Annotated in this window: 16 protein-coding genes; 10 read left to right on the top strand and 6 right to left on the bottom strand. The window is 74.3% G+C overall.

Translation table 11 applies throughout. The features are described 5' to 3' along the window. Positions 1-171: 171 nt before the first annotated feature. The 6 genes from ABT345_RS04515 to ABT345_RS04490 all read left to right on the top strand — a co-directional run bounded on the left by ABT345_RS04515 (position 172) and on the right by ABT345_RS04490 (position 4,850). Positions 172-474: an urease subunit gamma gene (locus ABT345_RS04515; protein ID WP_143940408.1), complete on the top strand. Its 303-nt coding sequence runs from the start codon at positions 172-174 to the stop codon at positions 472-474. Positions 475-491: 17 nt separating this feature from the next. Further along, positions 492-803: an urease subunit beta gene (locus tag ABT345_RS04510; RefSeq protein WP_030281360.1), complete on the top strand. Its 312-nt coding sequence runs from the start codon at positions 492-494 to the stop codon at positions 801-803. Then, positions 796-2,517 carry an urease subunit alpha gene (locus ABT345_RS04505; protein WP_345081785.1) on the top strand — a complete coding sequence of 574 codons (1,722 nt, stop codon included), beginning with the start codon at positions 796-798 and terminating at the stop codon, positions 2,515-2,517. The genes ABT345_RS04510 and ABT345_RS04505 overlap by 8 nt, the downstream gene beginning before the upstream one ends. A gap of 51 nt (positions 2,518-2,568) precedes the next feature. After that, entirely contained in the window at positions 2,569-3,243 is a 675-nt protein-coding gene (locus ABT345_RS04500) for an urease accessory protein UreF (RefSeq protein ID WP_345081782.1), read from the top strand. A gap of 78 nt (positions 3,244-3,321) precedes the next feature. After that, entirely contained in the window at positions 3,322-4,023 is a 702-nt protein-coding gene (gene ureG / locus ABT345_RS04495; protein WP_345081779.1) for an urease accessory protein UreG, read from the top strand. After that, positions 4,020-4,850, top strand: a complete 831-nt coding sequence (locus ABT345_RS04490; protein ID WP_345081777.1) for an urease accessory protein UreD — start codon at positions 4,020-4,022, stop codon at positions 4,848-4,850. Before ureG ends, ABT345_RS04490 begins: the two co-directional genes overlap by 4 nt. Positions 4,851-4,855: 5 nt before the next feature. Here ABT345_RS04490 and ABT345_RS04485 read toward each other — a convergent pair whose 3' ends face one another. The 4 genes from ABT345_RS04485 to ABT345_RS04470 all read right to left on the bottom strand — a co-directional run bounded on the left by ABT345_RS04485 (position 4,856) and on the right by ABT345_RS04470 (position 7,699). Next, on the bottom strand, positions 4,856-5,230 hold the full coding sequence (locus tag ABT345_RS04485; RefSeq protein WP_345081773.1) for a roadblock/LC7 domain-containing protein: 375 nt from the start codon (positions 5,228-5,230) through the stop codon (positions 4,856-4,858). Between the two features lie 109 nt (positions 5,231-5,339). Further along, positions 5,340-5,729 (bottom strand): roadblock/LC7 domain-containing protein, encoded by a 390-nt coding sequence (locus ABT345_RS04480; RefSeq protein ID WP_345081770.1) that lies wholly within the window; start codon positions 5,727-5,729, stop codon positions 5,340-5,342. Between the two features lie 58 nt (positions 5,730-5,787). Continuing rightward, positions 5,788-7,203 carry a hypothetical protein gene (locus ABT345_RS04475; RefSeq protein WP_345081768.1) on the bottom strand — a complete coding sequence of 472 codons (1,416 nt, stop codon included), beginning with the start codon at positions 7,201-7,203 and terminating at the stop codon, positions 5,788-5,790. Positions 7,204-7,312: 109 nt separating this feature from the next. Next, the gene (locus tag ABT345_RS04470) at positions 7,313-7,699 is read right to left on the bottom strand and encodes a hypothetical protein (protein WP_345081765.1); all 387 of its coding nucleotides are present in this window, start codon (positions 7,697-7,699) and stop codon (positions 7,313-7,315) included. 540 nt (positions 7,700-8,239) lie between these two features. Between ABT345_RS04470 and ABT345_RS04465 the strand changes: the two genes are divergently transcribed. From ABT345_RS04465 to ABT345_RS04455, 3 genes are all read left to right on the top strand, one after another. Beyond that, positions 8,240-9,877: an alpha/beta hydrolase gene (locus ABT345_RS04465; protein WP_345081762.1), complete on the top strand. Its 1,638-nt coding sequence runs from the start codon at positions 8,240-8,242 to the stop codon at positions 9,875-9,877. 175 nt (positions 9,878-10,052) lie between these two features. Continuing rightward, complete coding sequence (locus ABT345_RS04460) at positions 10,053-11,030, top strand: LacI family DNA-binding transcriptional regulator (RefSeq protein ID WP_345081759.1); 978 nt, start codon at positions 10,053-10,055, stop codon at positions 11,028-11,030. A gap of 225 nt (positions 11,031-11,255) precedes the next feature. Further along, the gene (locus tag ABT345_RS04455; RefSeq protein WP_345081755.1) at positions 11,256-12,005 is read left to right on the top strand and encodes a dienelactone hydrolase family protein; all 750 of its coding nucleotides are present in this window, start codon (positions 11,256-11,258) and stop codon (positions 12,003-12,005) included. A 61-nt stretch (positions 12,006-12,066) separates the two neighbouring features. On the opposite strand, the gene ABT345_RS04450 is transcribed toward ABT345_RS04455, so the two are convergent. Beyond that, complete coding sequence (locus tag ABT345_RS04450) at positions 12,067-12,735, bottom strand: ATP-binding protein (RefSeq protein WP_345081752.1); 669 nt, start codon at positions 12,733-12,735, stop codon at positions 12,067-12,069. Positions 12,736-12,799: 64 nt separating this feature from the next. Beyond that, a complete protein-coding gene (locus ABT345_RS04445; protein WP_345081749.1) occupies positions 12,800-13,027 on the bottom strand; it encodes a hypothetical protein in 228 nt (75 codons plus the stop codon). A 266-nt stretch (positions 13,028-13,293) separates the two neighbouring features. Here ABT345_RS04445 and ABT345_RS04440 point away from each other — a divergent pair, with 266 nt between their 5' ends. After that, positions 13,294-14,667 carry an NCS2 family permease gene (locus ABT345_RS04440; protein WP_345081746.1) on the top strand — a complete coding sequence of 458 codons (1,374 nt, stop codon included), beginning with the start codon at positions 13,294-13,296 and terminating at the stop codon, positions 14,665-14,667. The last annotated feature ends 32 nt before the right edge of the window (positions 14,668-14,699 follow it).

The raw sequence follows: 14,699 nt of genomic DNA, 5'->3' as shown, positions 1-14,699 counted from the left end.
CGGAAAGAGGGGTGAACTCGCCGCTGCCGGATGGGGCGTTGATGACCTCTTGCGGGGAGGCGGTTTGCTTTCCCTTTAGTCACTGTGTGATACATCTACCCATACAGGCGTGTCCACGCCTGTGACCTGGGCGAACGCGTACCCGGGCAGGAAGTCTGTGAGGTGGAACGTATGCAACTGACTCCGCATGAGCAGGAACGTCTGATGATTCATGTGGCAGCCGACGTGGCCGAAAAGCGTCGAGCTCGGGGGCTGAAGCTCAACCACCCGGAATCCATAGCGTTGCTGACCGCGCACATCCTCGAAGGAGCGCGCGACGGCCGTACGGTCGCCGAGCTGATGTCCTCCGGGCGCCAGGTCCTCAGCCGCGACGACGTCATGGACGGCGTCCCCGAAATGATTCACGACGTGCAGGTCGAGGCCACCTTCCCCGACGGCACCAAGCTCGTCACCGTTCACGAACCCATCAACTGACCACGGGAGAGCAGAACATGATCCCGGGACAGATCCTCTACGCCGACGAGCCGGTCCGCCTCAACGAAGGCCGCCCCCTCACGCGCATGACCGTCCTCAACTCCGCCGACCGCCCCGTGCAGGTCGGCTCCCACTACCACTTCGCCGAGGCCAACCCGGGCCTGGCGTTCGACCGTGCGGCCGCGCACGGCCTGCGGCTCAACGTCGCCGCGGGCTCCGCCGTGCGCTTCGAGCCCGGCATTCCCACCGAGGTCGAGCTGGTCCCCCTCGCGGGCAAGCGGATCGTCGCCGGGCTGCGCGGTGAGACCGGAGGCACCCTCGATGGCTGAGCTTTCCCGCCAGGACTACGCCGACCTGTTCGGCCCCACGACCGGCGACCGGATACGCCTCGCCGACACCGACCTGGTCATCGAGATCGAGGAGGACCGCAGCGGCGGTCCCGGTCGCGCCGGTGACGAGGCCGTCTTCGGCGGCGGCAAGGTCATCCGCGAGTCGATGGGCCAATCCCGCGTCACCCGCGCCGAGGGCGCCCCCGACACCGTCATCACCGGCGTCGTCGTCCTCGACCACTGGGGCATCGTCAAGGCGGACGTCGGCATCCGCGACGGCCGGATCACCGCGCTGGGCAAGGCGGGCAACCCCGAGACGATGGACGGGGTCCACCCCGACCTCGTCATCGGCCCGGAGACCGAGATCATCGCCGGCAACGGCAAGATCCTCACCGCCGGCGCCATCGACACCCACGTCCACTTCATCTGCCCCCAGCAGGTGGACGAGGCCCTCGCCTCCGGCGTCACCACCCTCGTCGGCGGCGGCACCGGCCCCGCCGAGGGCAGCAAGGCCACCACCATCACCCCCGGCGCCTGGCACATCTCCCGGCTCCTGGAGTCGATGGACAACCTGCCCGTCAACATCGGTCTGCTGGGCAAGGGCAACACCATGTCCGCCGACTCGATGCGCGACCAGCTGCGCGCCGGCATCCTCGGCTTCAAGATCCACGAGGACTGGGGCGCCACGCCCGCCGTCCTCGACGCCTGCCTGAACATCTGTGAGGAGAGCGGCGCCCAGCTCGCGATCCACACCGACACCCTCAACGAGGCCGGCTTCCTCGGCGACACCATCGCGGCCATCGCCGGGCGCTCCATCCACGCCTTCCACGTCGAGGGCGCGGGCGGCGGCCACGCCCCCGACATGATCGCCATGGTCTCCGAGCCGAACGTGCTGCCCGCGTCGACCAACCCGACCCGGCCGCACACCGTCAACACCGTCGAGGAACACCTCGACATGCTGATGGTCTGCCACCACCTCAACCCGGCGGTCCCCGAGGACCTGGCCTTCGCGGAGTCCCGCATCCGGCCCTCGACCATCGCCGCCGAGGACATCCTGCACGACCTCGGCGCCATCTCGATCATGTCGTCGGACGCCCAGGCCATGGGCCGCATCGGCGAGGTCGTCATGCGCACCTGGCAGACCGCGCACGTGATGAAGAAGCGCCGCGGCCTGCTGACCGGCGACACCCACGCCGACAACACCCGGGCCCGCCGCTACGTCGCGAAGTACACCATCAACCCGGCCGCGGCCCAGGGCATCGACCACGTCATCGGCTCCGTCGAGGACGGCAAGCTCGCCGACCTGGTGCTGTGGGACCCGGCGTTCTTCGGCGTCAAGCCGCTGCTCGTCATCAAGGGCGGCCAGATCGCCTACGCGCAGGTCGGCGACGCCAACGCCTCCATCCCCACCCCGCAGCCGATCCTGCCGCGCCCGATGTTCGGCGCGACCGGCAAGGCCCCCGGCAGCAACTCCGTCAACTTCGTCTCCGCGCAGGCGGTCGAGGACGGCATCGCCGAGCGGCTCCCGCTCGCCAAGGCGTACGAGCCGATCCGCAGCACCCGGTCGGTCACCAAGGCGTCGATGCGCAACAACGACGCCCTGCCGCGGGTCCAGGTGGATCCGGACACCTTCACGGTGACCATCGACGACGAGGTGGTCGAGCCCGCCCCCGCCGCCGAACTCCCCATGGCCCAGCGCTACTTCCTCTTCTGACGTGACGCAGGTGACCTCATCCATGAACGGCACGCACCCCGGAGGCCCGCGATGAACCGCGCCGCCCTCATGGTGCTCGCCGACGGCCGCTTCCCCGCCGGAGGGCACGCGCACTCCGGCGGGGCGGAGGCGGCGGTCGCGGCCGGACGCATCACGGACGCCGCCTCCCTGGAGGCGTTCTGCCGCGGCCGGCTGCACACCGCCGGGCTGGTCGCGGCGGGGCTCGCCGCGGCCGCCGCGGCCGGCGGCGACCCGCTCGCCCTCGACGACGCGGCGGACGCCCGCACGCCCGTCCCGGCGCTGCGCACCGCCGCCCGCCGGCTGGGCCGCCAGATGATGCGGGCGGCGCGCGCGGCCTGGCCGTCGGCCGAGCTGGACGCGCTGGCGGCGGCCCGGCCGCGCGGCGCCCACCAGCCGGTGGTGCTGGGCGTCGCCGCCCGCGCCGCCGGGCTGACGCCGCTGGACGCCGCGTACGCGGTGGCGTACGAGAACGTCAGCGGTCCGGCGACGGCGGTGGTCCGGCTGCTGAGCCTGGATCCGTTCGACGCCACCGCCGTCCTCGCCCGCCTCGCCGGTGACCTCGACCGCCTCGCGGCCGACGCCGCGGCGGCCGGGGCCCGCTTCCCGGCGGAGGGGCCGCAGGTCCTGCCCGCCTCGTCGGCGCCGCTGCTCGACATCACCGCCGAACAGCACGCCGCCTGGCCGGTCCGCCTCTTCGCCTCCTGACCCACCGCCGCCGGGAGCCCCCCCCGCTCCCGGCGGCCCATCGGCGCCCCGCGCGCCCGCACGACCTATGGAGTTTGTATGCACCTCGATCACGAACTCGACGAGATCTTCCCGCACCGCCACAGCTACAGCGCCGCCGCGCCCACCCGCCCCGACGGCACCCGCCGCGCCCTGCGGATCGGCCTGGGCGGCCCGGTCGGCACCGGCAAGACCGCCACCGTCGCGGCCCTGTGCCGCGCCCTGCGCGACGAACTCTCCCTCGCCGTCGTCACCAACGACATCTACACCCGCGAGGACGCCGAGTTCCTGCTGCGCGAGGCGGTCCTGCCGGGCGAGCGGATCAAGGCGGTGGAGACCGGCGCGTGCCCGCACACCGCGATCCGCGACGACATCTCCGCCAACCTGGAGGCCGTCGAGGACCTGGAGGACGAGGTCGGCCCGCTCGACCTGATCCTCGTCGAGTCCGGCGGCGACAACCTCACCGCCACCTTCTCCAAGGGCCTGGTCGACGCGCAGATCTTCGTCATCGACGTCGCGGGCGGCGACGACATCCCCCGCAAGGGCGGCCCCGGTGTCACCACCGCCGACCTGCTGATCGTCAACAAGACCGACCTCGCCCCCTACGTCGGCGTCGACCTGGAGGGCATGGCCCGCGACGCCAAGGCGCAGCGCGGCGAACTGCCCGTGGTCTTCACCAACGTCAAGTCCGACGGCGGCGTCACCCCCGTCGCCGCCTGGGTCCGCGACCGCCTCGCCGCCTGGACCGCGAGCGCCGCATGATCACCGCGCCCACCACCCGGCCGTCCGGCGACACCACCTCCGCCGCCGGACTGCGGGCCACCGCCCGCATCCTCGCCCGCACCGACGCGCACGGCACCACCCGGCTGCCCGTCCTGGACGGTTCCGGGCCGTTCGCGCTGCGCCGGCTCGGCTTCCCGGGGCCGCAGGCCCGCGTCTGCATGGTGGGCGCGATGAGCGCCCCGCTCGGCGGCGACCGGCTGGCGGTCGAGGTCACCGCCGAGACCGGGGCGCAACTCCAGCTGACCGCGGCCGCCGCCACCGTCGCGCTGCCCGGCCGCACCGGCGACGCCGCCACCTACGACGTCCGGCTGACCGTCGGCGACGGCGCCCGCCTCGACTGGCTGCCCGAGCCGCTGATCTGCGCCGCGGGCAGCGACCTGTGGATGACCACCACCGTCGAACTGGCCCCCACCGCCCGCCTCGTGCTGCGTGAGGAACAGGTCCTGGGCCGCGCCGGCGAGCGCACCGGCCGGCTCCACAGCCGGCTGACGGTCCGCCGCGCCGGCCGCACCCTGCTCGACCAGGAGACGGCCTACGGCCCCGGCGTGCCCGGCTGGGACACCTCCGCCGTCCTCGGCGGCCACCGCGCGATCGGCCAACTCTTCGTCGTAAGGCCGGAGTTCGAGGAGGCGGAGCAGCGGGTGCGGCTGCTGGGTGGGGCCGCGCCGGAGCGGCCGGACGCGGGCGGCGGGCAGGGCGTGCTGACGCCGCTGACCGGCCCCGCGGCCCTCGCCACCGCCGTCGCCCCGGACGCGCTGCGGCTGCGCACCGTCCTCGACGAGGCGGCACGTCACCTGCCGGGGTGAGCCGTTCAGACCTCCAGTACCTCCTCGACCCGGGCGAGCCGGTGCCGGGCCAGCGCGAGATTGGCGCGCTTGCGGTCGAGCACCAGATACAGGAAGAGCCCGGCGCCGTGGCGCCCGGTCACCGGCCGGATCAGGTGGTACTGCGAGGTCAGCGTGATCAGCATGTCCTCGATGGAGCCCTGGAGTTCCAGCATCTCCATCGTGCGCAGCTTCGCGCGGACGAGATCGGTGTTGCCCGCCGCGGCGACCTCCATATCCAGTGAGTTGCTGCCGCCGAGCGCCGCCAGCGTCATCCCGCTGGTGTGATCGACGAGGGCGATGCCGATGACGCCTTCGATGGTCGACATCGCATCGGCGAGCGCGTTTTCCATGGATGCCATAACGGTGCACACCTTTCTGGGTACGGGTTGCGGCGGGGCGAGGGATGCGGGGCACGTACGGAGCGCGGGGAGAGCGACGACCGGAGGACGCGGGGCGCAGGCGGCGGGATCAGGACGGGTCCGGGGCGGGTGCCTCGTCGACCAGCGCGCCGATGCGCTCCGCGGCCTGCCGGGCCTGCAGATGCAGCCGCCCCACATTGATCTCCGGGCCGCCGACGGTGGTCAGCACGGCCCTCGCCCCCGCCGCGTACGCCGCGACATAGCCGTGCGTACCGCGGGTGAGGGTCTCCTCGAAGCCGCCCTGACCGGTCGCTTCGGTGAGGCGCTTGGCGACGCCGATGGCCGCCGCGGTGAGCGCGGCGAGGGCGTCCGGTTCGATGTTCCGCAGATCGTGGGCGATGACCATGCCGTCCGCGCTGGCCACCATGCCGCCGCGAAGATGGCGCACCTGGTCGCGCAGCGCGTGCAGTTCGTCCCGCACCCTGGGCTGTATCGTCATCAGTCTCCTCTTCTCGGCGCGCCGTGCGAGGGCGCGTCTCATGGGTCGTCACAACGGTTCACAGGTTCTCCTCCAGTGCCGTACGCAGGCGGGTGAGGAGGGTGACATCGGGGTCGGCGGTCTCCGGGAGTCCGGCCGGCAGCCCCGGCGTCCCGGTGGACGGCTGCGGCTCCCGCTCCCGCGCCTCCTCCAGGCACACCCCCGGACGCCGCCGGGGCAGCGCGCCCGGCGCCTCGCCGCCGTCGTCCGCGGCGGAGTGCGTCGGCCGCTCCGTCTCCCGCTCCCGCCCGGCGGCCCGCGACGCCGGCCCGCCGCTCCGCCCGCCCGCGGGGCCGCGCGTCGGCAGTCCGCCCTCCCGGCCGCCGTCGGCGCCGCGCGTCGGCAGCGGCGGCGCGGTGCCCGACCGTTTGTCCGGACCGCTCCGCTCCCGCCCGGCCGTGCCGGAACGCTTCTCCCCGCCGCGCGGCCGCCCGGACCCGCCCGGCCGCGTCGTCGCGCCACCGCTCCGGCCCGCGGACCGGCCACCGGACGCCTCCGGGGAACCGGCCGCGCCCGTACTGCCGGTCTTCTCCGGACTCCCGGCAGCCGCCGCGCGGCCGGCCGCCTTCCCGCCGCCCGCCGTGCCGTTGCCCGCTTTCCCGCCGCCGGCCGCCGTGCCGCCGCCCGCTTTCCTGCCGCCGGTGGCCGCCGTACCGCCGGTGGCCGTCTTCCCGCCGCTCGTCCCCGCGCCACCTGCCGGGGCCGTGCCGCCGGTCGGCTCCGTGCCGCCCGCCGCCGTCGCTCCCTCCGGCAGCGCCACCAGCCCGCCCGCCGCCAGCCGCCGGACCTCCAGCAGCGTCCAGAACACCGAGTGCCCCAGCGCCTGCGCGAGACCGGCGGGGGTGCGCCGCCCGTCGGCCGCCGCCAGCAGCAGCCGGGCCCGCCACCCGGGGCCGTCCTCGCGCCGCGTGTCCGGGGCCAGGACGACGGGCGCGCCGTCCACCGCCGCCCACGTCCGCCAGGCGTCCAGCTGCGCCCGGCGGACGGCGACCGCCCGCAGCAGCGCGGCGACGCCCACCTGCCGTACGGCCGCGGGGCAGTGCTCCGCCCCGGGCGTGAACGAGGTGCCCTCCTCGGGAAGCGGCAGCACCAGGAACGCCGCGTCCAGCAGCACCGTCACATGACGGATCTGCCGGAGCGTCAGATTCTCCGGCCCGGTGTCCCCGGAGGTGTGCGCCTGCCCGTCCGCTCCGGACGTGCCCGCCGCGCCGCGCGCCGCCCGGCCCTGCCGGGGGCGGCGTGATCGCCCGCCCTCGCGGGGCGGTGCGGGGGCGGCGGATCCGGGCAGGTCGTCGCACTCCACCCAGGAGACCGCGCCGTCACGCAGACGGATGCGGCCGCCCGGGAAGTGGAGTGCGCCGGTGGCCCGTTCGGCGGCGAGTCGCGCGAGCGGGCCGTCCGGTCCGGTCGGGGGAGTGGCGGCGGAGTGGCCCATGGCGTTCCCCTAGCGTGTCCGGTCGAGCGGTACCGGGGCCGAGTGCGGCCCCGCGCACCGACGGTGGCGGGGCCGCGGGTGTGTCGCGGCGGCGCGGGAGCCCGCGCGGTCAGCCCGGCACGAGCCCGGCCGCCAGATCGTGCAGCCGCCTGCGTGCGACGGCCAGATTGGCCCGCTCCCGGTCCAGGTACAGGTACAGGTAGGTCTGACTGTCGAAGGCGGTGTGGACGAAGCGGATGAGGTGGTAGCCCCCGGCGGCGGTGAGGATCAGGTCTTCCAGACCCGGTCGCGCCCCGTCGGAGCCGGAGTCGAAGGTGGCGCTGCGCTGGACCGCCTGGACGACCTCGGCGGTGTCCGCGGCCGCGGCGTCGTGGTCGTTCCCCGGCGCCCGGCCCGCGGTACCGAGGGACAGCCCGCTGGTCCAGTCGATCAGCCCGGCGCCGAGAACGCCGGGTATACCCATCGCCTCGGACAACACCTGATCGATACCCGGCACGCGGAACTCCTTCTCGGTCACGGGACGGAGGCGAAACGCCGACAGCTCTCCCCGCGCGGCTGGCACGGAGGAGAGCCCGCTTGAAGGCTACTCACCGTGCGCGTTCCGGCACAGAGGCGGAACGTACATGACGGACGATTGACGCGTTCTGGCCCGTCGCCCGGCGCCTCGGATACCCAGCGTGACGTGTCCGCCGGGTCGCCGGACCTCGAACGGCCCGTTCTCCCTGGCCGGTTGGTCTTCCGCGGCCTTGGAAGCGCCCCTGGAGCGCCGCGAAACCCGGTGGCTACGGCGGATTCCGGCCGTGCTGGGAACATCCCGGCCACCACTGTCCGTAACGGCAGGGGGAGGAGGGGGAGGGGGGATGGATGAGGTGGAAAGGGCAAGGGCGCGCATCCTCCATCACCCCCATGATTCCTACAGATTGATAAAGAAATGATGTTCGAATCTTCTCCTGGCGAGTGCGGGACGGCAGGATCTCCCTGGTCATGCCGTGATCAGCCGCCATGCGCGGCGCACCTCTGCAGGGGGAACCACCACGTGAGAAGAACAGCAGCACTCGGCGCCGCCGGGACCTTGGTGACCGGCGCGCTCCTCGCCGGCGCCGTCACCGCCACGCCCGCCACCGCCGGTGAGCGCCACTCCGCCTCCTCGGCCGAGGACCGCGGCGTGCGGACCGCCGCCGCCCGCGCCGCCGCCGCGGGCGTCAACTGGCAGGACTGCCCCGCCGACTGGGGCCTGAAGGCCCCGATCCAGTGCGGCTACGTCACCGTCCCCGTCGACTACGCGCGCCCCGACGGCCGCACCATCAAGATCGCCGTCGACCGGATCGCCAACACCGGCGGCAAGGACGCGCGTCAGGGCGCCCTCGTCTACAACCCCGGCGGCCCCGGCGGCTCCGGGATGCGCTTCCCCACCCGCGTCACCAACGCCACTCCGGTGTGGAAGAAGATCTCCGCCGCCTACGACTTCGTCGGCTTCGACCCGCGCGGCGTCGGCCACTCCGCCGCCATCTCCTGTGTCGACCCGCAGGAGTTCGTCAGCGCCCCCAAGGCCGACCCGGTCCCCGGCAACGAGGCCGACAAGCGCGCCCAGCGCAAGCTCGCCAAGGCGTACGCGGACGGCTGCGCCGCCCGCAGCGGCGACCTCCTGCCGTACCTCACGACGCCCAACACCGCCCGCGACCTGGACGTCATCCGCGCCGCGCTCGGCGAGAAGAAGCTCAACTACCTCGGCGTCTCCTACGGCACCTACCTCGGCGCCGTCTACGGCACGCTCTTCCCGGGCCACGTCCGCCGCATGGTCGTCGACAGCGTCGTCAACCCCGCGCGCGAGAAGGTCTGGTACCAGGCCAACCTCGACCAGGACGTCGCCTTCGAGACCCGCTGGGGCGACTGGAAGAAGTGGGTCGCGAAGAACGACGCGACGTACCACATCGGCGACACCCCCGAGAAGGTCCAGGCGCAGTGGGAGAAGCTGCGCGCGAGCGCCAAGAAGAACCCCATCGGCGGCCTCGTCGGCCCCTCCGAGCTGATCGGCTTCTTCCAGCAGGCGCCGTACTACGACTCGATGTGGGCGCCCGTCGCCGAGGCGTGGAGCGCCTACCGCGCCGGTGACGAGAAGCCGCTGGTCGAGAACGCCGGTCCGAACCTGGACGACAAGGCCGGCAACATCGCCGCCGAGAACAGCAACGCGGTCTACACCGCCGTCGAGTGCACCGACGCCAAGTGGCCCACGAACTGGCGCACCTGGGACCGCGACAACACCCGCGTCCACGCCAAGGCCCCCTTCATGACCTGGGCGAACGCCTGGATGAACCTGCCCTGCGCGACCTGGTCCGCCAAGCAGCAGCGCCCCGTCGAGGTCAAGAGCGGCAAGGACCTGCCGCCGGTGCTGCTCGTCCAGAGCACCCGCGACGCCGCCACCCCGTACGAGGGCGCGGTCGAGCTGCACAAGCGGTTCGCCGGATCGCGGCTGATCACCGAGCGGGACGCCGGTTCGCACGGCGTCACCGGCCTGACCAACCCCTGCATCAACGACCGGGTCGACGCCTACCTGCTGGCGGGCAAGACCGACGCGAAGGACGTGACGTGCGCCCCGCACGCCACCCCCGAGCCCGCCAAGAAGAGCGTCAAGGCCGCCGCGGTGAGCGCGAGCGACCTGCCCGCCGCTCCCTGACCGGCGCAGCCGTACGGCGCGGGCGTCCCGGATCCCTCCGGGGCGCCCGCGCCCGTGTGGTGAGGCCCCGCCAGGTGCCGGACGATGCCGGAGGAACCGGTTTCAGAGAGCGGTTGCACTAGCATCGGACGCCGCACCGCGCACCCGCGCGGCGCCCGGGCGGAAGGAGCAGCAGGTGGCGACACTCGCGGACGTGGCGCGTGCGGCCGGGGTCTCCAAGGCCACCGCCTCGCGCGCGCTGACCCGCCCGGAGATGGTGACGGACGCGACCCGCGAGAAGGTACGGGCCGCCGCCGGCCGCCTCGGCTTCCAGCCCAACCGCAGCGCCCGCGCGCTGACCACCGGCCGCACCGGTCTGATCGGCCTGATCGTGCCGACGCTGGCCAACCCGTTCTTCTCCCCGCTGGTCCTCGGCGCGCAGCGCGCCGCCGAGGAGGCCGACGCCCATCTGCTCATCAGCGTCTCCGAGGCCGACACCGACCGGGAGGCGGCGCTCGCCGCGCGCCTGGGCGAACAGGCCGACGGCGTCGTCATGGTGGCGCCCGTCGGCACGGACGCCGCGCTGCGCGAGCACGCACGGCAGCGCCCGCTGATCCTCGTCGACCGCCGCGTCGGCCGTCTGCCCGCCGTCGTCCTGGACGCCGAGGAGGGCGCCACCCGCCTCGCCGACCACCTCCTGGAGCTGGGCCACCGCGACCTCGCCTACGTCTCCGGGCCGCCCGGCTCCTGGTCGGACACCCACCGCCGGGCGGCCCTGGCCGAACGGACCGCGGCCGCCGGGGCCCGCCTGCACGTGCTGGGCCCGCTGCCGCCCACCTTCGACGCGGGCATCGCCGCCGCGCCCCGACTCCCCGCCGAGGCCACGGCGGTGCTCGTCTACAACAGCTACCTCACCCTCGGCCTGCTGCACGGTCTGCGCGCCGCGGGCCGGCGCGTCCCCGAGGACCTGAGCGTCGCGGCCGGCGACGACCTCACCGCCTTCGCCGCCACCGACCCGCCGGTCACCGCCCTGGCCCTCCCGGTCGAGGAGGCGGGCGCCACGGCCGTCCGCCGCCTCCTCGACCTGTGCGGCGGCACGGGCGCCCGCACCACCACGCGCCTCGCGCCCCGGCTGGCGGTCCGCGCCTCCACGGGACCTCCGGGGCGGCGCTGAACGCCGGGCGGACGGGCGTCACCGCACCGGTGAACCGGGCCCGTCCGGCAGCCGGCGTGCCCGGAGGCGGCGCGCCGCGGCCCCGTACGCTCAGGGCGGGTCCCGATACCGCCACCGCCCCGCCCGCGACCTCACCGACCGGCCGCGCGCCGGGGTGATCTCCTGAGGACCTGACCCCTGACCGGGGCTGCGCACCGGCGGCAGCCCGAGGAAGGAAACCCCACCATGCCCATCAAGACGCTGCAGATCCCCACACCTGACGGCACGGCCGACGGCTTCGCCGCCTTCCCCGAGGGCGGCGGGCAGCACCCGGGGGTGCTGCTGTACCCGGACGCCTTCGGCGTGCGGCCCGTCCTGCGGACGATGGCCCAGGAGCTGGCCGATCACGGCTACTACGTCCTCGTGCCCAACCTCTACTACCGCACCGGCCCGGCGCCGGTGTTCGAGCTTCCCGAGCACATCGACGAGGAGTCGCGGCCCGCGCTCTTCGCGCAGATCATGCCGCTGATCCAGGAGCACACCACCGACCGCGTGCTGCGCGACGCCGATGCCTACCTGCGGTTCCTGACCGCGCAGCCCGAGGTCGCCGCCGGGCCCGTCGCCACGATCGGCTACTGCCTGGGCGCCGTCCTGGCGATGCGCACCGCGACGGCCCACCCCGGACAGGTGGCCGCCGTCGCCGGGTTCCACCCCGCGGCCCTGGTCACCGACGCCCCCGACAGCCCGCACCGCCTGGTGTCCGAGCTGACCGCCCGGGTCCACATCGGGCTCGCCGAGGGCGATCTGACCCCCGAGGCCCTGGCGGAGTTCAACCGGGCCCTGGACGCCGCGGGCGTCGCCTACACCACCGAGGTCTACCCGGGCGCCGTCCACGGCTTCACCATGTCCGACACCGCCGCCTTCGACGCCGCCGCGCTGCAGCGCCACTGGGACCGGCTGCTGCCGCTGCTCGGCACCGCCCTGACCAAGGGCTGACACCGCTCTGACCAAGGGCTGACGAGGGGACGGCCGGGGCGCCTGCGAGGGGTCCCGGCCGTCAGCGCTCCCGCCGGTCCCGGTGGCGCCGGTCCTCGATGCGGACGGTCAGCTCCGGCCAGTGCGCGCCCCACCGGGCCGCCTCGTCCCCGGTCGGCGACCACCGCGGCCGGAGGTTCTCGTCCGGCAGGAAGTGGACCCGGGTCCCCGTGGTCCCGTCCGGCGCGACCGGTTCCAGGCCGGTCACCGGCACACCGTGCGCATAGCGCCGCCGCCAGGCGCCGTTGGTGCGGCGGTTGGTGTGCGTCAGCCACCGGCTCAGCGCCGCGACGGCGGACATGCCCCGGCGCGGCGCTCCGTCCGGCAGGCGCTCGGCCCCCGGAGCGTCGAAGAACCGGAGGTCCTTCGTGGCCATGACCGGCTTCTGCACCGCCCGCCCGTCCTCGTCGAACCGGGTGTCCGTACCCCGGCCGTCATCCGCCACCGCGACGGAACCGTCGGGATGCAGGGTGACCTGGCACCGCCCGCCGCCCCGGCTCGCGGCCTCGTCGGCGGCGTAGGCCAGCACCTCCAGGACGAGGTGGACCGGCCCGCCCGGGGCGAACTCCCCGGGCCGCCGCCGGATGAGGGCGAGATGCCCGGTGTCCACGGTGGCGGCCCAGTCGTGGGTGGTGTTGATCCAGGAGCGCTTCGGCCCCGGCGGCGGGGAGAGGTCCGGAAAGAGGGTCATGGGGGCTCCTGTTCAGGGCGTCGGCATAGGTGTCCGGTGGGGGAGCGCGGGGCGGCTTCCGCGCTCAGCCGGGAAGCGTGAAGCCCCGCTCGCGCAGGCGCGGCAGGCAGAGCGCGAGGCACTGCTCCACCGATGCGCCGTCGGTCCGCACCAGCACGTCCTCGTGCAGCGGCGCGCCGGTGGCCACGACGGTCCATGCCGCACGGCCCTGAGCCATCCGTTCGGCGTCGGCCTTGACGAGCACCGTGATGCCCTGTCCGGCGAGCGCTTCCATGACCGCGATCACGTCCACCGCTGCCCTCTCCGTCCCGGCCTCCCGCGCGCTGCGCACGCCCCGCGGCGAACCTACCCGCCCGCGGGCACGGTGCCCACCGGCCCCGCTCTCCCGGGCGGCGACGGCCACTCCGCACCACGTCAAGCCGCCCGGCCGGATCTTCCCTTGACGCCGCCCCGCATGGCATGCTGTCTGCAACCGGTCTCTGCAACCGGTTGCACGACGCTCAGCGGCCGGCCCGGGAGAGACTTTCCGGGTCCGCCCCGTCCTCCTCCGAGGTGTTCATGCCCCGTACCGACGCACGCGCCGCCGACCCGACGGCCCCGGCCCCGCCGGGCTCCCCGGCGCCCGCCTCCCGCCTGGAGCGGCTCTTCCGGGTACGGGAGCGCGGCAGCACCCCGCGGACCGAGGCGCTGGCGGGGCTGTCGATGTTCGTGGCGGCCGCCTACGCGGTCGTCGTCGTGCCCAGCCAGCTCGCCAAGGCCGGGATCCCGCACGGCGCCGCCACCACCGCCGTCCTCATCGCGATCGTCCTGGCGACGCTGGCCATGGGCCTCGTCGCCAACCTCCCCTTCGTCGTCGCCCCGGGGCTCGGCGGCGTCGCCCTGCTCGCCGTCACCATCGTCGGCCAGGACAAGGTCCCCTGGGACGCCGCGCTCGGCATGGTCCTCTGGTCCGGCGTCGCCTTCCTGCTGCTGACCGTGCTCGGCATCCGCGACCTCGTCACCCGCATGATGCCGCGCCACCTCAAGTACGCCATCAGCGGCGGCCTCGGCCTCTACATCGCCCTGATCGGCTTCCGCGACAGCGGCCTCGTCAAGGCCCGGCCGGACAGTGCCGCGCTCACCGTCGGCGACCTCGCCTCCCCGACCGGGCTGCTGGCCCTGGCCGGACTCGTGCTGCTCACCGCGCTCGCCACCCGCAAGGTCCCCGGCGCGTTCCTGATCACCATCGCCGTCATCACCCTCGCCGGCATCCCGCTCGGCGTGACCCACCTGCCCGACCGGCTGCTGGCCCTGCCGGACAGCCCCGGCCCGGCCGTCTTCCACATCGACGTCCTCGGCGCCCTCAAGCCCGAGTACTTCCCGTACATCTTCGCCTTCTTCGTCTCCGAGTTCTTCTCGATGACTGGCACGCTGCTCGCCGTCGCGGGCCGCGCCGGACTCACCGACGCGGACGGCAACCTCCCCGGCGTCCGCAAGCCCTTCTACGTCGACTCCGGCGCCGTCATCGGCGGCGCGGCCCTCGGCGCGCCCAGCATGACCGCCTACCTGGAGTCCTCGGCGGGCGCCGACAGCGGTGCCCGCACCGGCCTCGCCTCGGTCTGGGCGGCGCTCGGCTTCGCCGCGCTGCTGCTCGTCACGCCGTTCGCCACGCTGATCCCGCCGGCGGCGACCGCACCGGTGCTGATGTACGTGGGCCTGACCATGCTCGGCACCCTGCGCAAGATCGACTTCACCGATCCGACCGACGCCGTCCCGGCCGCCCTCACCGTCGCCACGACCCTCTTCTTCGGCAACTTCGGCACCGGCATCGCCGTCGGCCTGACCGCCCACGTCCTGGTCAAGGCCGTCGCCGGACGCTTCCGCGAGATCCCGTGGGGCCTGTGGATCGTCCTGATCCCGCTCGGCTACTACTTCTACACGCTCGCCACCTGACACCCGCGGCCCCCGCCCACCGCATCCGCACG

The sequence above is a fragment of the Streptomyces sp. NPDC000404 genome (assembly GCF_040300365.1).
GTDB classification, from domain to species: Bacteria; Actinomycetota; Actinomycetes; order Streptomycetales; family Streptomycetaceae; genus Streptomyces; species Streptomyces ramulosus.
Note: the sequence above shows the minus strand (reverse complement) of the source record. Positions and strands in the feature narration are given on the sequence as shown.

What these genes read in the sequence shown, in the direction of transcription:
- ABT345_RS04515 (WP_143940408.1), top strand. Translation starts at nt 172, where the DNA reads ATGCAACTGACTCCGCATGAGCAGGAACGTCTGATGATTCATGTGGCA.
- ABT345_RS04510 (WP_030281360.1), top strand. Translation starts at nt 492, where the DNA reads ATGATCCCGGGACAGATCCTCTACGCCGACGAGCCGGTCCGCCTCAAC.
- ABT345_RS04505 (WP_345081785.1), top strand. Translation starts at nt 796, where the DNA reads ATGGCTGAGCTTTCCCGCCAGGACTACGCCGACCTGTTCGGCCCCACG.
- ABT345_RS04500 (WP_345081782.1), top strand. Translation starts at nt 2,569, where the DNA reads ATGAACCGCGCCGCCCTCATGGTGCTCGCCGACGGCCGCTTCCCCGCC.
- ureG (WP_345081779.1), top strand. Translation starts at nt 3,322, where the DNA reads ATGCACCTCGATCACGAACTCGACGAGATCTTCCCGCACCGCCACAGC.
- ABT345_RS04490 (WP_345081777.1), top strand. Translation starts at nt 4,020, where the DNA reads ATGATCACCGCGCCCACCACCCGGCCGTCCGGCGACACCACCTCCGCC.
- ABT345_RS04485 (WP_345081773.1), bottom strand. Translation starts at nt 5,230, where the DNA reads ATGGCATCCATGGAAAACGCGCTCGCCGATGCGATGTCGACCATCGAA.
- ABT345_RS04480 (WP_345081770.1), bottom strand. Translation starts at nt 5,729, where the DNA reads ATGACGATACAGCCCAGGGTGCGGGACGAACTGCACGCGCTGCGCGAC.
- ABT345_RS04475 (WP_345081768.1), bottom strand. Translation starts at nt 7,203, where the DNA reads ATGGGCCACTCCGCCGCCACTCCCCCGACCGGACCGGACGGCCCGCTC.
- ABT345_RS04455 (WP_345081755.1), top strand. Translation starts at nt 11,256, where the DNA reads ATGCCCATCAAGACGCTGCAGATCCCCACACCTGACGGCACGGCCGAC.
- ABT345_RS04450 (WP_345081752.1), bottom strand. Translation starts at nt 12,735, where the DNA reads ATGACCCTCTTTCCGGACCTCTCCCCGCCGCCGGGGCCGAAGCGCTCC.
- ABT345_RS04440 (WP_345081746.1), top strand. Translation starts at nt 13,294, where the DNA reads ATGCCCCGTACCGACGCACGCGCCGCCGACCCGACGGCCCCGGCCCCG.